This is a genomic window from Nostoc sp. ATCC 53789 (assembly GCF_009873495.1).
Taxonomy (GTDB): domain Bacteria; phylum Cyanobacteriota; class Cyanobacteriia; order Cyanobacteriales; family Nostocaceae; genus Nostoc; species Nostoc muscorum_A.
Genome location: NZ_CP046703.1, coordinates 2,061,386 through 2,077,488 on the forward strand (window position 1 = coordinate 2,061,386; position 16,103 = coordinate 2,077,488).

Consider the following 16,103-nt stretch of genomic DNA (forward strand, 5'->3'; position numbering starts at 1 on the left):
TTCACTACTTACTCCTAACTTTTCTTCACTCAGCACTCAGCACTCATAGTGTTACTGTATACGCGTCCCGAATACCAGGGACTTTTATAATCTCATCCAAAATGCCCTCTGGTAAAGGGTCATCTATACTCAGAGCCATTACCGCATCACCACGGACAATTTTACGGCCTACTTGCATACTGGCAATATTCACATTAAAACTGCCGAGTAAGGAACCAAGTTTGCCGATAATCCCCGGCATATCGCGGTGCAGGGTAAACAGCATATATTTGCTGGGTGGGACGTTAATGGGGAAACCGTCAACATCAGTTAGGTGGATTTCCCGCTCACCTAGCAAAGCACCTGTGACAGAATGAGTACCCAAAGTACCAGTGGCTTCTAGATGAAGCGTTCCGGCATAGTCTCTAATAGAAGCATCGCGGGTTTCAATTACCCGAATTCCGCGTTCTTTGGCTTCTATGCTGGCATTGACGTAATTTACCCGTTCCCGCAAAGCTTGGTAAAGTAAACCTTTCAGGGCAGCTACTACCAAAGGCTGACTTTTGTTTGTCGCAAGTGCGCCTTGCAGCCGAATATTGAGTACTTCCACGCGTCCGCCAGCTAGCTGTCCTACTAGATTACCTAGAGTTTCTGCTAGCTGCATATAGGGTTTGAGTTCTTCCAACACATCGGGCCCGAGTCCAGGAATGTTGACGGCTGAACGGGCTGGTAGTCCTAAAAGTACATCCCGAATTTGTTCGGCAACATCAATAGCCACATTTACTTGAGCTTCTGCGGTAGAGGCTCCCAAGTGGGGGGTGAGGATAACTTCTTTGCCTAGCGATCGCAATTCCGATTCACCCAATGGTTCTGACTCGAACACATCCAGGGCTGCGCCCCCAATCTTACCCGCTTTTAAAGCTGCTGCTAAAGCTACTTCATCAATGATCCCACCACGAGCGCAGTTGATAATCCGGGCTGTAGGTTTCATCTTTGCCAAGGTTGTGGCATTGATTAAGTGGGTAGTTTCTGGGGTTTTCGGGATGTGTAGGGTGATATAGTCTGCTTGCTGGAAGAGTAAATCTAGCTCCACCAACTGACAGCCAATTTGTTCGGCTCTTTCTGTAGAAATAAAAGGGTCATAAGCTAGGAGTTTCATCCCCATTGTCTTAGCTACAGCCGCAACATGGGAGCCAATTTTACCCAAGCCGACAACGCCGAGAGTTTTTTTGTAAACTTCCGCGCCAACAAAGCTATTGCGATCCCACGCACCGCGTTTCACCGAAGCGTTAGCATCGGGGATATGGCGAGACAAAGCCAAAATCATTGCTAGCGCGTGTTCGGCGGCGGCAATTGTGTTTCCCTCTGGAGAATTGACTACTACAATTCCCCGACGTGTGGCTGCGGGAACATCCACATTATCCACACCCACGCCAGCACGACCGATGATTTTTAGCTGAGTGCCGGCTTCAATGATTTCTTGAGTGACCCGCGTACTAGAGCGAATCATCAGTGCGTCATATTCACCAATAATTTCGAGCAGTTGGGCTGGTTTTAGACCTATTTTGACATCAACAGTAGCAACTTGCGAAAGAATGTCAATTCCAGCTTGGTCAATAGAATCTGAGACAAGAACCTTAGACATGATTACTTCATTTAAAGCTACAGGTTTTGCTGCACAAGACTTTTTAGTTTAGTCTTTATCTGTCGCAATTCAGCAAAAATTATTCGTTTTAATATCAACTTCACCTTTACTTACGCTACGTGCTGATGGTATCGAAGCGTGAGTTGCTCCCGGTGGGTACTGCCTCCTAAGTATTTAAAGATGAGTGGCCGTTTGCACCACCCTGTCGCTAAATATAAAGCATTAATAGCACTAAGCACCTATATATTTATTAATAGTTAAGAGTTACCAAAATTTTATTGCCTTAAGCAATTTCCTTTGTGGGGTAGAAACGCTTACATTCTTGACTGGGCTGCAACTTTAGCTGAGGCAATGCTCTGCACAACTAACAAATGAGCTAGTAACTATTTTATCTGTAAAATCTTAGTTATTTACCAATACCACAAGTGGTATCATTTAGTCAAAATAAAATATTTACATTATCAAGATTATCGGATCGCAATAAGTAAGTAGACGTAAATCCTAATCATTAATCTACGTGCGTTTCCAAACAGCCCTTTTGTAGATATTGCCAGTGGAGAAATCGCTATAATTCTGATGAGCCAAATAGAGCCAAATATCCTTTGATTTTTGGGGAAACTAGCGATGTTAAACTACAACTTGCCAAGGCACTTGCCCTCAGCCGAGGAACTACCAGACTCTGATGAAACGCCTGTGGATAATGAACTACAAGAATTGATACCAGGTTTGCTGAAGGCAATCCTGCTGATACTTTGGGCAGAACGTATGGACTGGCTATTTGCCATAGATATGGGTATTTATTATCACCCTGATAAACCGCCCATTGTGCCAGATGGATTTTTGAGCTTAGGGGTAGAGCGATTTTATGATGAAGAGTTGCGTCCTAGTTATGTGCTGTGGGATGAAAATGTTGTACCGATTTTCGTGCTAGAAGTAGTTTCTCAAAATTATCGCAAGGAATACACGACTAAATTGGATGAATATGAGGCTTTGGGCGTACTTTACTATGTGATTTATTCCTCCCGTCGCCGCCGCAAACCTCATCTAGAAGTACATAAGTTAGTTAATGGTAAGTATGAATTGCAAGAGGGAAACCCAGTTTGGCTACCAGAGATTGGCTTAGGAATTGGTTGCGAAAGAGGAAATTATTGTGGCGTAACGCGGGAATGGATGTATTGGTATGATGAGCAAGGACAACGATATCTCACCCCCGCAGAACAAGTAAAACAAGAAGTACAACGCGCTCAACAAGAAGCACAACGCGCTCAACAAGCAGAACAACGCGCTCAACAAGAATCGCAACGCGCTCAACAAGCAGAACAACGCGCTCAACAAGCAGAACAACGCGCTCAACAATTGACAGAACAATTAAGAGCGCTAGGAATCGATCCAGATAATTTGGGTTAACTGAAATATTTTGCAATATTTTCGACAAGACTAATAAATCTGGTTTTCCAGAATTTATGTATTCACTATCAATTTGGGTTTCCAACTGAAGCTGTCAACTAAAAAACTATTGCTTTTTAGGAATAACGTTCCTAATTCCACTTTTAGTAGAGACAGTATCACCTTTGTAACGAGGGATGATATGAATACTAGCGTGCATAATATTTTGACCTGCGGCTCGATTGATGTTCATTCCTACATTAAATCCATCAGGCTCAAATTCATTTTTGAGAATTTCTTGTACTTTGTTCACCATAAACCAGCAAGCAGATTGCTCTTTAAATAGGAGTTCAAAATAGCTGCTAACATGACGTTTGGGAATAATCAGAATATGTCCTTTACTTATTGGATAGCCATCAAAAATAGCATAAGCAGTTGCTGACTCAGTTAATAGTCTGAGAGTTTTATGGGGATTACAGAATATACAATAGTTAGATGAATTTCGCTGATGATTATAGTGGACATACTCATATACTTCCCGATATTCGTCTAAGCAAATTGAAGTAAAAGGAAGTTTGGCAATACACTGATAAGTAGGTTTTTTGTGAACATAATGTTCTCGAAACCCTTCTTTTTTGATATCCCTTCTCACAGCATAATAAGCTTTACCTCCTGGTTTTAATAAATGTGATATTTCCATTAGGACATTAGTTTGTTCTTCGGTAAATAAAACATTTAAAACATAAAAGCAAATTATTGTATCGAATTTATTCTCAGGATATTCTGGAAAATAATAAGGGTCATAGCCTGTAATATCACAGCCTTTTTGGCGCAATATTTTAACATCATTACCAAGGCCACAACCAAAGTCTAATATTTTGCCTTGGAGAAGGTTTTGATTTAATAAAAACTGTGCCGGAAATGATAGATAATTTCTTTCGATCGCAGTCAGATGGCTGAACTGATTTTTTTGCTGTTTCATGGAATGAATTTTGGTGCTGATGTACCAAAATTATTATTCCCAGCATTTGTTAGGTTATGCGATATCTACAACGGGTTACGCCTACGCATCAATACCTAGCTCACGTAACTTAGCTGCTAATATATCAGCACGCTGGCGTTCCTGTTGGGCGCGTTGGCTTTCCTGTTCAGCACGTTGACGTTCTTGTTCAGCGCGTTGGCGTTCTTGTTCAGCACGTTGGCGTTCTTGTTGGGCTTGTTCGCTACTCCACAACAGCAAATTTCCTTCTGTATCCCACCAGCGCAGCCAATTCATGGTTTGACATAATCTTTCACCTTGCCAAATTCCGAGAAATAACTCTAATTCAGAAATCCAGTAACGTCCATTAGCGTCTGCTTGCTGCAAGGTATATTGTCCATTTTGCAAGCATCGTAGTTCTATGCTTGGTTCGTAAGGGTCGTAGGTTACGTAGGTTGGAACTTGGAGAATCTTTTCGTAATAATAGAGTTTACCGTAGGGTGGAGTTGAGCGGACTGATAGTTCTCCACCTTCTGTATCTGAGAGAAATTCCATCACTACAGCCACAGCAGCACCTTCTAAATTCGGGGTGTAGCTGCGACGAACTACATTTGTTCCCACAGACTGCACTTGAGGAACGTAAAACCAATCTGGGGCTTTGACAACGATTTTTTTGTTGACTGTGGCTACAAGCCCAAAATTAGAGCCAATCAGCACTTGAGGTTGGATGCGCCCTGTACTTCCCAAAGCATCGGTAAGCGCAGCAGCGATCGCAGGTTGTTGAATATTTTCCACTGGATCGTCTGGTAAAATGAAGTCGGCTGGAAGTGCTTCCCAAGTAACAATTGGTTCTTTTTGGATGGGGTTAACTTGTAGAACCATAAAATTACTCCTAATATCAATGCACAGTATATTAGTTATTTTTAACAAATCTTCAGTCAGCATCGCTTTTAAGTTAAAAACCCACAAATATGGAAAGATTTCTCTGACAGGTGTATATACTCGTAGTCAAGCAGTTAGCAGGCGTGAGTATGATAGTTGAGTGGTTCACTCTGTGGATAGGTCAAAAAGCGGTTGGATTTCTTGTCAAAACTATTATTAGCGAAGAATTTTTCAAAGATTTAGTTAAGGACTACGCTAAAGATTTTTTCAAACATATTTTGAATAATGCTGTAACCGACCGCTTTAAGCAAGAACCGCTTCAGAAAGCTGTAGTTATGGCATTGACAGAATTTTTGCAACTGATGCAGCAGCAGTTCAAGGTTCGTTGCAAACTTTCTGAAGCTGAAATTCAAAATTACACTGAAGATATCAATATATTTATCCGTGATAAATCGGTTAAAGAAATTCTTGGTCAGGCTTTTGATATTCAATCTGATTCTCTAGATTTTAAAACACTAGCAGATAGTTGGAAAAGACTTCAGCTTCAACCTTTACCACCTAAATTTAACTGGCAAACAATTACAAACCAGTATCTCATACAAGTTCAAGATATTCTTTCTGATTCAGAAGAGTTACGCTATATCTTGGAACTTCAAAAATTATCCAGTATTGACAAGAGTTTAAAAGAAAGTGCTGATATTCCCAAGGATTTTAATTTACCGCAATATTTAGAAACTATTCGTGAACGCTACGGCAATCTGAAGTTAGATAGTTTAGAAACTACAGCCCGCGAACATCCGGTAAACTTATGGCAAATGTTTATCCCGCAAAATGTGCGGCAAGTTTATCAGGTTTTACCAGAACTGCCTAAAGAACATCTCCGCCGACTACAAGAAAGTAATCAATTAGATACGGAATTTGAAATAGAAAAATTTAAAGAAGAAACAGAACGTTATCAACGCACTTATTTTGAACAGCCAATCCGTTCAGTATTAGATGTTGTCCGAGAGAAGCAACGTAAGAATTATTTAGTTATTTTAGGCGATCCTGGTTCTGGCAAGTCTACATTGTTGCAATATCTAGCGTTGGATTGGGTAGAAAAAACTCTCGAACAGAATGATTTTAATCTGCCAATTCCTTTGCTGATTGAATTACGCAATTATATGCGCGATCGCGATGCGGGTAGTTGTAATAATTTTCTCCAATTTTACCATAATAGTCCCAATTGTTTTTATCACCTCAATCAGCATAAATTGCATGAGCAACTAAAGGCTGGCAACGCTTTAGTCATGTTTGATGGTTTGGATGAAATCTTTGAATCGGCGAAGCGGGAAGAAGTAATTACCAGTATTCATCGCTTCACTAATGAATATCCCGATGTGCAGGTAATTGTCACTTCTCGGATTATCGGCTATAAACAGCAACAATTGCGAGATGCAGAGTTTCGCCACTTCATGTTGCAAGATTTAGAACCAGCACAGATTCAAGATTTTATTGAGCGTTGGCATGATAAAACTTTTACTCATGCGGAAGAAAGAGATAAAAATATCAAACGAGAGCGTCTACAAAGAGTAATTAATGAATCAAAGGCAATTGCAGAATTAGCACAAAATCCTCTGCTGTTAACGATGATGGCAATTCTCAATCTCAAGCGAGAATTACCCAGAGATAGAAGTGAACTGTATAAAGATGCTTCAGAGGTTCTGTTGCATAATTGGGACGAGGGACGCAATTTAAAGCCAGATGAACGTCTGGACATTATTGATTATAAAGATAAACAGGCAATGTTGCGTCAAGTTGCTTATCTTATGCAAACCAGTGAAAAAGGTTTAGCTGGCAATATTATCTATGCGGATGATTTAGAAGCAATCTTCACTAAATATCTGCAAAGCATACCAGTGAGTGATGCTAGAGATAAAGCCAGACGGTTGATGAAACAAGTGCGCGATCGCAATTTTATTTTATGTTTCTTGGGTGCAGATTACTATGCCTTTGTGCATCGGACATTTTTAGAATATTTCTGTGCTTGGGAGTTTGTCTGGCAGTTTGAGAAGGAACGCAGTATTACGATTGAGTATCTAAAAACTGAAGTTTTTGGTAAACACTGGCAAGATGAAACTTGGCATGAGGTATTGCTGTTAATTGCGGGAATGATTGAGCCAAAATTTGTTGGTGAAATTCTTGATTACTTAATGGTACAAGATGGGGAAGAGGAAAAATTTATCAATCTGTTTTTAGCGGCTAAGTGCCTTGCAGAGGTGAGAAATTGCTCAGTGATTGCGTCAGTGGCTAATAAATTGCTTGACAATCTAAAAGACTTAACTAAATATGACATCTACCGATACAGTTACTTTATAATAGTGTCTAAGGAAGAAATTAAGCTAGCTCAAGAAATTCGTACTCAAGCAGTTGCAAAAGTCGCCGCGATTTGGAAAGATAACAGCGATACCTTACACTGGCTCAAAGACCGTGCCACTGCTGATAATGATAGGGATGTGCAACGTGCAGCCATCGAAGCATTAGCCAGCAATTTCAAAGATGACCCGGATACCCGCTCGATTCTCAAAGACCGTGCCACTGCTGATAATCAAGAGTATGTGCGACGTGCAGCCATCGAAGCATTAGCCAGCAATTTTAAAGATGACCCAGACACCCGCTCGTTTCTCAAAGACCGCGCCACTGTTGATAATCAAGGGGATGTGCAACGTGCAGCCATCGAAGCATTAGCCAGCAATTTCAAAGATGACCCGGACACCCGCTCGTTTCTCAAAGACCGCGCCACTGTTGATAATCAAGGGGACGTGCGACGTGCAGCCATCGAAGCATTAGCCAGCAATTTCAAAGATGACCCGGACACCCGCTCGTTTTTTAGAGACCGCGCCACTGCTGATAATCAAGGGTATGTGCGATATTCAGCCATCCAAGCACTAGCTAGCAATTTCAAAGATGACCCAGATACCTGCTTGATTCTCAAAGACTGCGCTACTGCTGATAATGATAGGGATGTGCGACGTGCAGCCATCAAAGCATTAGCTAGCAATTTCAAAGATGACCCGGATACCCGCTCGATTCTCAAAGACCGCGCCACTGTTGATAATCAAGAGTATGTGCGACGTGCAGCCATCGAAGCACTAGCTAGCAATTTCAAAGATGACCCGGATACCCACTCGTTTCTCAAAGACCGCGCCACTGCTGATAATCAAGGGGATGTGCGACGTTCAGCCATCGAAGCACTAGCTAGCAATTTCAAAGATGACCCGGATACCCGCTCGATTCTCAAAGACCGCGCCACTGCTGATAGTCAAGAGTATGTGCGATATTCAGCCATCCAAGCACTAGCTAGCAATTTCAAAGATGACCCAGATACCTGCTTGATTCTCAAAGACTGCGCTACTGCTGATAATGATAGGGATGTGCGACGTGCAGCCATCAAAGCATTAGCTAGCAATTTCAAAGATGACCCGGATACCCGCTCGATTCTCAAAGACCGCGCCACTGCTGATAATCAAGAGTATGTGCGACGTGCAGCCATCGAAGCATTAGCCAACAATTTCAAAGATGACCCGGACACCTGCTCGTTTTTTAAAGACCGCGCCACTGTTGATAATCAAGGGGATGTGCGACGTGCAGCCATCGAAGCATTAGCCAGCAATTTCAAAGATGACCCGGACACCCGCTCGATTCTCAAAGACCGCGCCACTGCTGATAATCAAGGGTATGTGCGAGGCGCAGCCATCAAAGCATTAGCCAGCAATTTCAAAGATGACCCGGACACCCGCTCGATTCTCAAAGACCGCGCCACTGCTGATAATCAAGGGTATGTGCGAGGCGCAGCCATCGAAACATTAGCCAAACACTTCAGAAAGAAGCCTGAGTTATTTGAAATTTACTACAACTGCGCTGTCAATGACCCCTTTGAGCGTAAGCGAGACTATGGAACAAACCCTCGGCGCGTTGCACTGGAGATAATTATCAAGCAATTTCCTCAACATCCCCAGACTTTACCACTGTTGCGCGACAAAGCAGAGAATGACCCAGATGAGAAAGTGCGAGACTTTGCTCAACAGAAGTTGGCAGAATTAGAGATGTAGCTTGACAAATTCAGGTTACATCATTAAACGAAAGTGTAGGTATTTGATTATAAACTTCTGCATTTTCTTCAAGAGCTTGACGTATATCGTATTGCGTTTGTAAATTCAACCAAAACTGAGCGCTATTACCAAAATAGCGAGATAAACGCAAAGCTGTATCTGCTGTAATAGTACGTTTTCCAGATAAAATTTCACTAATTCTTGTCTGAGCTACACCTATATCTTTGCTTAATCGATAAGGGGTGATATTTAGTGGCTCTAAAAATTCTAGTTGTAGGATTTCTCCAGGGTAAATATTTGGCAAACGGTTGTTGTTCATGATTATTTCCAGGCATCAGTGATAATCTACTATTTCAACTTCCGAAACATTGTTCTCATCCGTCCAAACAAAGCAGATTCGCCATTGATTATTAATACGAATACTGTACTGCCCTTTCCTATTGCCAAGTAGCTTTTCTAAACGATTACCAGGTGGAACGCGTAAATCATTAATTGATGTTGCAGCGTCAAGAATAAGCAGTTTTCGTAAAGCAGTTTTTTGGATATTGGGCGGATACTGAGAGGATGTAAAGCCGTCAAAGATAAGCTTTGTCTCTTCAGATTTAAAACTAACAATCACAATCCTATCGCTTTGCGTTACTATCGTCAAACGTTAGTATATACTTCAAGGTGAGCTTGCGAATTTCCTTGGTCAAATCTGCAATGACACCAGACTCTCAAAATTGCTCAATAACTTTTAGATATATTGAATGAATTATCCTGAGCAGATACACATGGTGAACTGTTACCCAAGCCGAAGACACTAAAGTAGCATAACTCCAAAAAAGCGATCGCTAAACATCACCCAAATCATCCTAAATTCTCGAAAATTACGCACCCAGAACACCGTCTAGCCGTAGTTGCAGTAAACAAAGCCGACTTCGATCGCAACAATCAGATAGAAAGTGGTTTTCAATACACTTAGTCTAGTGTTAGCAGCTTTATACATAGCGTAACAGAAAGGGCAGAGGTGGCATGAATGCAATTACAACAGACACAAATTTTTGAGGAAACTCTCTGGAAAGCCGTTCTCAACCGAGATGCCACAATTGACGGCAAGTTTTTCTACGGTGTTCGTTCCACAGGCATTTATTGCCGACCTATTTGCCCTAGTCGCAGACCAAATCGCAATCAAGTTTGTTTCTTCCAGTCAGCAAAAGAGGCTCAAAGCGCAGGTTTTCGACCTTGTAAGCGCTGTCAGCCACAATCTGAAACAGTTCCAAATCCAGCCAAAGCAAAAGTTTTAGCAGTATGTCGATACATTGAAGCACAAAGCGATCGCATCCCCACCCTCTCAGAATTATGCTCTCAGGTGGAAATGAGTCCTAGTTATTTGCAAAAGGTATTCAAGCAAATAATTGGTGTATCGCCTTTTCAATATGCAGATGCGCTGCGTAGCGAACGATTAAAGCAGCGTCTCCAGTCAGGGGAGGAAATTGCTCATGCAGTTTATGACACGGGGTATGGTTCAAGTAGTCAAATTTATGAAAAAGCACCGAAGCAACTGGGAATGACACCAAAAATTTACCAACAAGCTGGAAAAACAATCAGCATTGTCTATGCGATCGCTCCATGTCCGCTAGGATATTTACTGGTGGCAACAACAGACAAGGGGATTTGTGCCGTTAAACTAGGTGATGAAGCAGACAAACTTGAACACATCTTGAATCAAGAATTTCACCAAGCGCACATCATACGTGATGACCACATACACAAAGAATGGATACAAGGAATCCTCGACTTGATTGCGGGAGATGAAATACATCTCGATTTACCACTGGATGTCCGTGGAACAGCATTTCAGAAACAGGTTTGGCAAGTATTACAAAAAATTCCCTATAGCGAAACTCGTACCTACACTGATATTGCCCGTGATATTGCCAAACCCCAAGCAGTCCGCGCTGTGGGGAATGCTTGTGGAGCTAACCCGATCGCAGTGATTATACCCTGTCATCGGGTGCTGCGGAGTGATGGCAGTCTTGGTGGTTATCGTTGGGGGATTGAGCGCAAACAAAAACTACTTGTACAAGAATCGAAATCGATTAAAGATGACTCAAATACCTGAACTAGAATCATTGACTGAAGAAAGTCTCACCCGTGGTTTAATGGTGCTTGCCAATCTTGACAGCGATTTGGCTCGGATTTTAGAAACACTCGGGCCTCCACCAATATGGTCAAGAGAACCAGGTTTTGCAACGCTTCTGTGCATAATTCTAGAACAGCAAGTTTCCGTAGCAGCTGCAAGGGCTGTATTTAACCGTCTATGTGGGGTTATTGTACCGCTAACGCCAGAAAATTTTCTGACATTGGATGATGTTCAATTAAGAGGGATTGGATTCAGCCGACAAAAGATTCTATACTGTCGTGGATTGGCGAATGCGATCGCTTGCGATCAGCTTGACCTCAGCAAGCTGGAAAGAATGGACGAAACTACTATCAGAACTGAGTTAAAGCGCCTCAAAGGTATAGGAGACTGGACAGTTGATATTTATTTACTCATGGCGCTGCAACGTCCTGATGTCTTTCCTAAAGGCGATTTAGCGATCGCGATCGCTTTGCAAAAACTCAAAAACTTGGCGACACGTCCAACACCAGTTCAACTGGAAGCAATGACACAGCACTGGCAACCTTGGCGAGCAGTTGCGGCAAGACTTCTATGGCACTATTACCTAAGTAATCCTAAATAATTGCTCCTTCTCCCTTCTCTAACGAGACGCTGCGCGTTCACGTAGTGTCTCGTAGAGAAGGCGCACTTGGCGACTTGGTGGTTCGTATAATAAATATAAAGTAAATGGCAGAAAATCAATTAAGCCTAATAACAGAAAAGTCTGATAAAACTTTAAACATCCTGCCGATAATCATAGTAATAATTGCATTATTAGCTTTATCTTCAACAGCAATATTTATTAAAATTGCTCTTAGAGAAATGAGCGCTACTGCTACATTATTTAATCGTTTATGGATAGCAACTATTATCTTTGGATTATGGAGTGGAATTAACCAAGCACAAACTCATATTAAAGATGATGAACCTGTATTACCACAGCAGCCTTATCCAATCAAAGAGATATCGTTTTTAATAGCAGTAGGTCTAGTTCATGTATTAGGTAGATTATCTTGGACTTGGGCGCTAACCCAGACTGGTGCTGCTAATGCTAATGCGTTAGGTAGTCTCAATCCGCTATTTACTACATTAGGAGGATGGCTATTTTTTAATCAGATTTTTGGGCGCAAATTTATCATCGGTCTGATATTAGCCATAATCGGCGCGATCGCAGTTGGATTTGAAGATTTATTACGCTCTAATAATAATTTTACAGGTGATGCTGTTGCCCTAATCTCGTCGATATTTTATGCAGCAAACTTTTTACTGATCGAGCAAATCCGCAATAAGTTTTCAATTATTACTATCCTTCTGTGGCGCTGTGTCATCGCAACTTCATTGATGATTCCAGTAGTGCTAATCTTTGAAAAACAACCTTTGCCAGTTTCTTTGTCAGGGTGGTTAGTAGTATTTGCACTAGCTGCTATTTGCGAAGCCTTGGGTCATGGGCTAATTGTATACAGCCTGAAAACTTTTTCTTCAGGATTCATCTCTTTACTTTTGTTACTCAATCCAGTGATTGTTGCTATTCTTGCTTGGATACTTTTCTCGGAAAATTTGAGTATTTTTAACTTGCTAGGGTTGGCATTAATTTTAGGGGGTATATATTTAGCAATTTCTAACCAAGGATCTATCAAATCTAGCGTTAATCCCCCCATACAATCTCTACAAGAAAGTGAATCTTAATAAGTTCGTAGTAAGGACTTTAGTCCTGATTTTCTAAGAGGCTGTTTTAAAAGTCCTCTTATCGGTAATAAAACGTTTTAGATCCCCCTAAATCCCCCTTAAAAAGGGGGACTTTGATTCCGGTTCCCCCTTTTTTAAGGCAGGGCCGTTTCATTCCCTAAAAGGCTCTGATTTACAAGCGTTTCAGGAAAAAAAGTCAGGTGACTAAAAAATCTGATTGGGCAAGAAAATCGCGATCACACTGAAATTTAGTCGTTGAGGTGGTAGCTTTTCGATTAGCAAATCAAGCAAATTTCTGACTCCTACTCTTGACAAAATCTCTAAGAGATCGAATGAAACAGCCCTGCTTTTTTAAGGGGGGTTAGGAGGGATCAATAAATACCTAAAATCACAGCCAACCACTTTTCAAACATCCTCTAAACACTAAAGTCCTTACTGCAAACCCTCAAAATAACTCTAATACTTGCGTAATCTCGGTGGTAAATCGGTTACAGTTTCCCCATGAAGACTCGTTCCGCCGGGCCTGTCATGTAAACCCGTTGGTCGATTTCTGACCATTCAATTTGCAAGGGGCCACCAGGTAATTCTACAGTAGCAGTGCGATCGCATTTTCCGGTTAACACACCAGCCACTAAAGAAGCGCAAGCACCAGTTCCACAAGCTAATGTAATCCCAGCACCCCGTTCCCACACCCGCATTTTTAAATAGTCAGGGCGTACCACTTGAATAAATTCAGTATTTATGCGTTGGGGAAAAGCTGGGTGATGCTCAAATTTCGGGCCTATGCTTTCTAGTTCAATTGCTGCTACATCTTCCACAAAGGTAATGCAGTGGGGATTTCCCATATTTACACAGGTGACATCCCAAGTTTTCCCCACCACCTCCAAGGGCTGAGAAATTACTTTTTCTTCGGCGGGTGCAAGAGTGGTAGGAATTTCGCCAGCGAGTAATCTGGGTAAACCCATGTCTACTTTAACTAGACCATCAGATAAGAGTTGGGGAGTCATTACACCGCCCAAAGTATGAATGCGATATGAATCTTTATTTCGGGATTGACCTTCTAAATCTGCCAAAAAGCCAGCTAAACAGCGAATGCCATTGCCACACATTTCTGGTTCTGAACCATCAGAATTAAAAATCCGCATGGTGTAGTCAGTGCCGTTTTCTCCAGGTAGGGCAAAAATAACACCATCAGCACCGATACCAAAATGGCGATCGCACAACTGGATGGCTTGCTCTGGAGTCAATACGGGCAAAGATGACGAGCGATTGTCAATGAGAATAAAATCATTGCCCAGACCATGATACTTAGTAAATTCGATTGCCATTTTCTCAAGGATGAATTATCAAGGATTAGTTACTCTTTATTTTGCCTTGTAGGTTCATCTTTACTAAAAATGCTTACCGAATTTGACACCACTTTACCCAGTATTAGACAAGTCCAAAACCTGATTAAACAAACAACGCCAGTTGAGTTAAAGCTGGTGACTCAGGATGTACTCACAGGAAAGGTTGTATGGCAAGATCCACAGTGTATCTGTATTGCTGATGAAAACAGTCAGCAAACCACCGTTTGGAAACAAGCGATCGCATACATCAAACCGAAAACAAGTTAGGAATAGAATTTTGCTTGCGATCGCTCTAAGATTTTGGTTAGCGATCGCTCGTTTGTATGCAATCCACTCTAATTTCCCTTCCATGAGGGAGAATCAATGCGAGAGTTGCCAATCTTGCAGCATCAAAATAGCATCTCTATACAAAGACAAATCCACCTGGTGGACTTCTATTCCCTGCCCAATTCCTTCTAGAAGGGTGATTGTCAAATTTCCTCCCAAGTGTTCGCGGAATTCGGTAAGCCCCCTAAATAGACAATGGGGATGGTCTAGTTGATCTAATTGCTCTGTAAGTGCCGATACATACAATGTAAACCCCAACTTATTGAGTGTATGTAGAACACTTTGCCACTCAGATTTCAAAAGTTGACCTGTTAAATATGAATAGGTCGTATCCAAAGCAATGCCGATCGCCACAGCTTCACCGTGACGTAAACTGTAATTAGTTAAATGCTCTAATTTATGAGCAGCCCAGTGTCCAAAATCCAAAGGACGCGATGAACCCATTTCAAATGGATCGCCGCCACCAGCAATATGCTCTAAATGCAACTGCGAACAGCGATATATCAATCTTTCCATTATGTCCATATCCCGATTAGCCAATTTATCGGCATTAGTCATAATGAAATCGAAGAAATCTGCATCTTTAATCAGCGCTACTTTCACCGCTTCTGCAATACCCGATCGCCAATCTCGATCGTCAAGGCTAGTCAGAAAATCAAAGTCATTTAAGACAGCATAAGGCGGCATGAATGTACCCAAAAAGTTTTTCTTGCCGAAAGCATTAATTCCGTTCTTTACCCCTACACCCGAATCGTTTTGCCCTAATACTGTTGTCGGTACTCGTAGCAGCCGAATTCCTCGATGAGCCGTTGTTGCTGCGTATCCTACCATATCTAGGACGGCTCCACCTCCAATTGCTAAAACGTAGGAGTGACGGCACAATCCAGCTGCATTGATTCGCTGATGAATTTGCTCTATAAATCTAGAATCGTTCTTAACTCGTTCTCCACCAAGAACTACTATCGGCTCACCACTCAGTGTTAGTACATCTTCATAATACTGAGCATAGACTGATAATTTTTTTAGTAAGCCATCTTGGTACTGTAAAAATCCTCCATCTACCACTGCTAGTACTTGCTTTGGGGTTGTTTCGCCATCTGCGGCAATCACTTGTGCAAATAAAGGATTATCTAACTGAAACAGACCTCTAGTGAAGTGAACATCATAGTTGAAGGTAACGCGGACACATTGGTTAATTGGTTGCAGATTAAGAGCGGTTTTTTGTTTAATAGCCATTTAAAGTATTATTATTTTTTAGTAACTGTGAATATATGGACTAATGAAATTACAACTAAGACTAAATTCAAGATAGTAAACTATCAAATAGTTCAGCCTTTAGATGATTTTCAAACAGTTAAAATCATTAAATTAATCATACTTTTAAATTGCATTCATCCTGACAGGCAAAGTTAAAAATAATATTAATTTACAATTTTAGTGATGCCTATGATTTATCTATGAAATTAGCAATGGATATTCTTATTTAGATAAAATTCTAATTTTTTCCGTAAGTTAATTCTAGAGTTTATCTAATCAAAATAGGATCTTTACAATATCTTCTCCAAAATCGGGAAAATTTTATAGATTCAGTGAAGTTACGAACTCAGTAGTATATTATTAGCTGTTTTAAACACAA

At 41.3% G+C, this 16,103-nt stretch carries 13 protein-coding genes; 6 read left to right on the forward strand and 7 right to left on the reverse strand.

Features of this window, described 5'->3' with window-relative positions; translation table 11 throughout:
- Positions 1-43: 43 nt before the first annotated feature.
- A complete protein-coding gene (gene serA / locus GJB62_RS08405) occupies positions 44-1,624 on the reverse strand; it encodes a phosphoglycerate dehydrogenase (RefSeq protein ID WP_114085299.1) in 1,581 nt (526 codons plus the stop codon).
- A 624-nt stretch (positions 1,625-2,248) separates the two neighbouring features.
- On the opposite strand from serA, the gene GJB62_RS08410 reads away from it, so the two are divergent.
- Positions 2,249-3,031, forward strand: coding sequence for a Uma2 family endonuclease (locus tag GJB62_RS08410; protein WP_114085300.1), 783 nt, complete (start codon positions 2,249-2,251; stop codon positions 3,029-3,031).
- A gap of 106 nt (positions 3,032-3,137) precedes the next feature.
- Here GJB62_RS08410 and GJB62_RS08415 read toward each other — a convergent pair whose 3' ends face one another.
- Positions 3,138-3,992, reverse strand: a complete 855-nt coding sequence (locus GJB62_RS08415; protein WP_114085301.1) for an HIT family protein — start codon at positions 3,990-3,992, stop codon at positions 3,138-3,140.
- Positions 3,993-4,073: 81 nt separating this feature from the next.
- On the reverse strand, positions 4,074-4,871 hold the full coding sequence (locus GJB62_RS08420; RefSeq protein ID WP_114085302.1) for a Uma2 family endonuclease: 798 nt from the start codon (positions 4,869-4,871) through the stop codon (positions 4,074-4,076).
- Between the two features lie 149 nt (positions 4,872-5,020).
- On the opposite strand from GJB62_RS08420, the gene GJB62_RS08425 reads away from it, so the two are divergent.
- Positions 5,021-8,962 (forward strand): HEAT repeat domain-containing protein, encoded by a 3,942-nt coding sequence (locus GJB62_RS08425; protein WP_245246179.1) that lies wholly within the window; start codon positions 5,021-5,023, stop codon positions 8,960-8,962.
- Between the two features lie 10 nt (positions 8,963-8,972).
- Here the strand turns inward: GJB62_RS08425 and GJB62_RS08430 are convergent, their stop codons facing one another.
- Together GJB62_RS08430 and GJB62_RS08435 are read right to left on the reverse strand one after the other, a co-directional pair.
- Positions 8,973-9,281, reverse strand: coding sequence for a HigA family addiction module antitoxin (locus tag GJB62_RS08430; protein WP_114085304.1), 309 nt, complete (start codon positions 9,279-9,281; stop codon positions 8,973-8,975).
- A 15-nt stretch (positions 9,282-9,296) separates the two neighbouring features.
- Positions 9,297-9,611 (reverse strand): type II toxin-antitoxin system RelE/ParE family toxin, encoded by a 315-nt coding sequence (locus GJB62_RS08435; RefSeq protein ID WP_280885184.1) that lies wholly within the window; start codon positions 9,609-9,611, stop codon positions 9,297-9,299.
- A gap of 369 nt (positions 9,612-9,980) precedes the next feature.
- Here GJB62_RS08435 and ada point away from each other — a divergent pair, with 369 nt between their 5' ends.
- The 3 genes from ada to GJB62_RS08450 all read left to right on the forward strand — a co-directional run bounded on the left by ada (position 9,981) and on the right by GJB62_RS08450 (position 12,791).
- A complete protein-coding gene (ada, locus tag GJB62_RS08440; protein WP_114085306.1) occupies positions 9,981-11,066 on the forward strand; it encodes a bifunctional DNA-binding transcriptional regulator/O6-methylguanine-DNA methyltransferase Ada in 1,086 nt (361 codons plus the stop codon).
- Positions 11,050-11,688: a DNA-3-methyladenine glycosylase gene (locus tag GJB62_RS08445; protein WP_114085307.1), complete on the forward strand. Its 639-nt coding sequence runs from the start codon at positions 11,050-11,052 to the stop codon at positions 11,686-11,688. Before ada ends, GJB62_RS08445 begins: the two co-directional genes overlap by 17 nt.
- Before the next feature lie 104 nt (positions 11,689-11,792).
- Complete coding sequence (locus GJB62_RS08450) at positions 11,793-12,791, forward strand: DMT family transporter (RefSeq protein ID WP_114085308.1); 999 nt, start codon at positions 11,793-11,795, stop codon at positions 12,789-12,791.
- A 488-nt stretch (positions 12,792-13,279) separates the two neighbouring features.
- Here GJB62_RS08450 and dapF read toward each other — a convergent pair whose 3' ends face one another.
- Complete coding sequence (gene dapF, locus GJB62_RS08455; RefSeq protein WP_114085309.1) at positions 13,280-14,119, reverse strand: diaminopimelate epimerase; 840 nt, start codon at positions 14,117-14,119, stop codon at positions 13,280-13,282.
- 69 nt (positions 14,120-14,188) lie between these two features.
- On the opposite strand from dapF, the gene GJB62_RS08460 reads away from it, so the two are divergent.
- Positions 14,189-14,407, forward strand: a complete 219-nt coding sequence (locus GJB62_RS08460; RefSeq protein ID WP_041565643.1) for an RNA chaperone Hfq — start codon at positions 14,189-14,191, stop codon at positions 14,405-14,407.
- A gap of 93 nt (positions 14,408-14,500) precedes the next feature.
- Here GJB62_RS08460 and GJB62_RS08465 read toward each other — a convergent pair whose 3' ends face one another.
- Positions 14,501-15,703 (reverse strand): 3-dehydroquinate synthase, encoded by a 1,203-nt coding sequence (locus tag GJB62_RS08465; RefSeq protein ID WP_114085310.1) that lies wholly within the window; start codon positions 15,701-15,703, stop codon positions 14,501-14,503.
- Positions 15,704-16,103: the final 400 nt, after the last annotated feature.

What these genes read in the sequence shown, in the direction of transcription:
- serA (WP_114085299.1), bottom strand. Translation starts at nt 1,624, where the DNA reads ATGTCTAAGGTTCTTGTCTCAGATTCTATTGACCAAGCTGGAATTGAC.
- GJB62_RS08410 (WP_114085300.1), top strand. Translation starts at nt 2,249, where the DNA reads ATGTTAAACTACAACTTGCCAAGGCACTTGCCCTCAGCCGAGGAACTA.
- GJB62_RS08415 (WP_114085301.1), bottom strand. Translation starts at nt 3,992, where the DNA reads ATGAAACAGCAAAAAAATCAGTTCAGCCATCTGACTGCGATCGAAAGA.
- GJB62_RS08420 (WP_114085302.1), bottom strand. Translation starts at nt 4,871, where the DNA reads ATGGTTCTACAAGTTAACCCCATCCAAAAAGAACCAATTGTTACTTGG.
- GJB62_RS08425 (WP_245246179.1), top strand. Translation starts at nt 5,021, where the DNA reads ATGATAGTTGAGTGGTTCACTCTGTGGATAGGTCAAAAAGCGGTTGGA.
- GJB62_RS08430 (WP_114085304.1), bottom strand. Translation starts at nt 9,281, where the DNA reads ATGAACAACAACCGTTTGCCAAATATTTACCCTGGAGAAATCCTACAA.
- ada (WP_114085306.1), top strand. Translation starts at nt 9,981, where the DNA reads ATGCAATTACAACAGACACAAATTTTTGAGGAAACTCTCTGGAAAGCC.
- GJB62_RS08445 (WP_114085307.1), top strand. Translation starts at nt 11,050, where the DNA reads ATGACTCAAATACCTGAACTAGAATCATTGACTGAAGAAAGTCTCACC.
- GJB62_RS08450 (WP_114085308.1), top strand. Translation starts at nt 11,793, where the DNA reads ATGGCAGAAAATCAATTAAGCCTAATAACAGAAAAGTCTGATAAAACT.
- dapF (WP_114085309.1), bottom strand. Translation starts at nt 14,119, where the DNA reads ATGGCAATCGAATTTACTAAGTATCATGGTCTGGGCAATGATTTTATT.
- GJB62_RS08460 (WP_041565643.1), top strand. Translation starts at nt 14,189, where the DNA reads ATGCTTACCGAATTTGACACCACTTTACCCAGTATTAGACAAGTCCAA.
- GJB62_RS08465 (WP_114085310.1), bottom strand. Translation starts at nt 15,703, where the DNA reads ATGGCTATTAAACAAAAAACCGCTCTTAATCTGCAACCAATTAACCAA.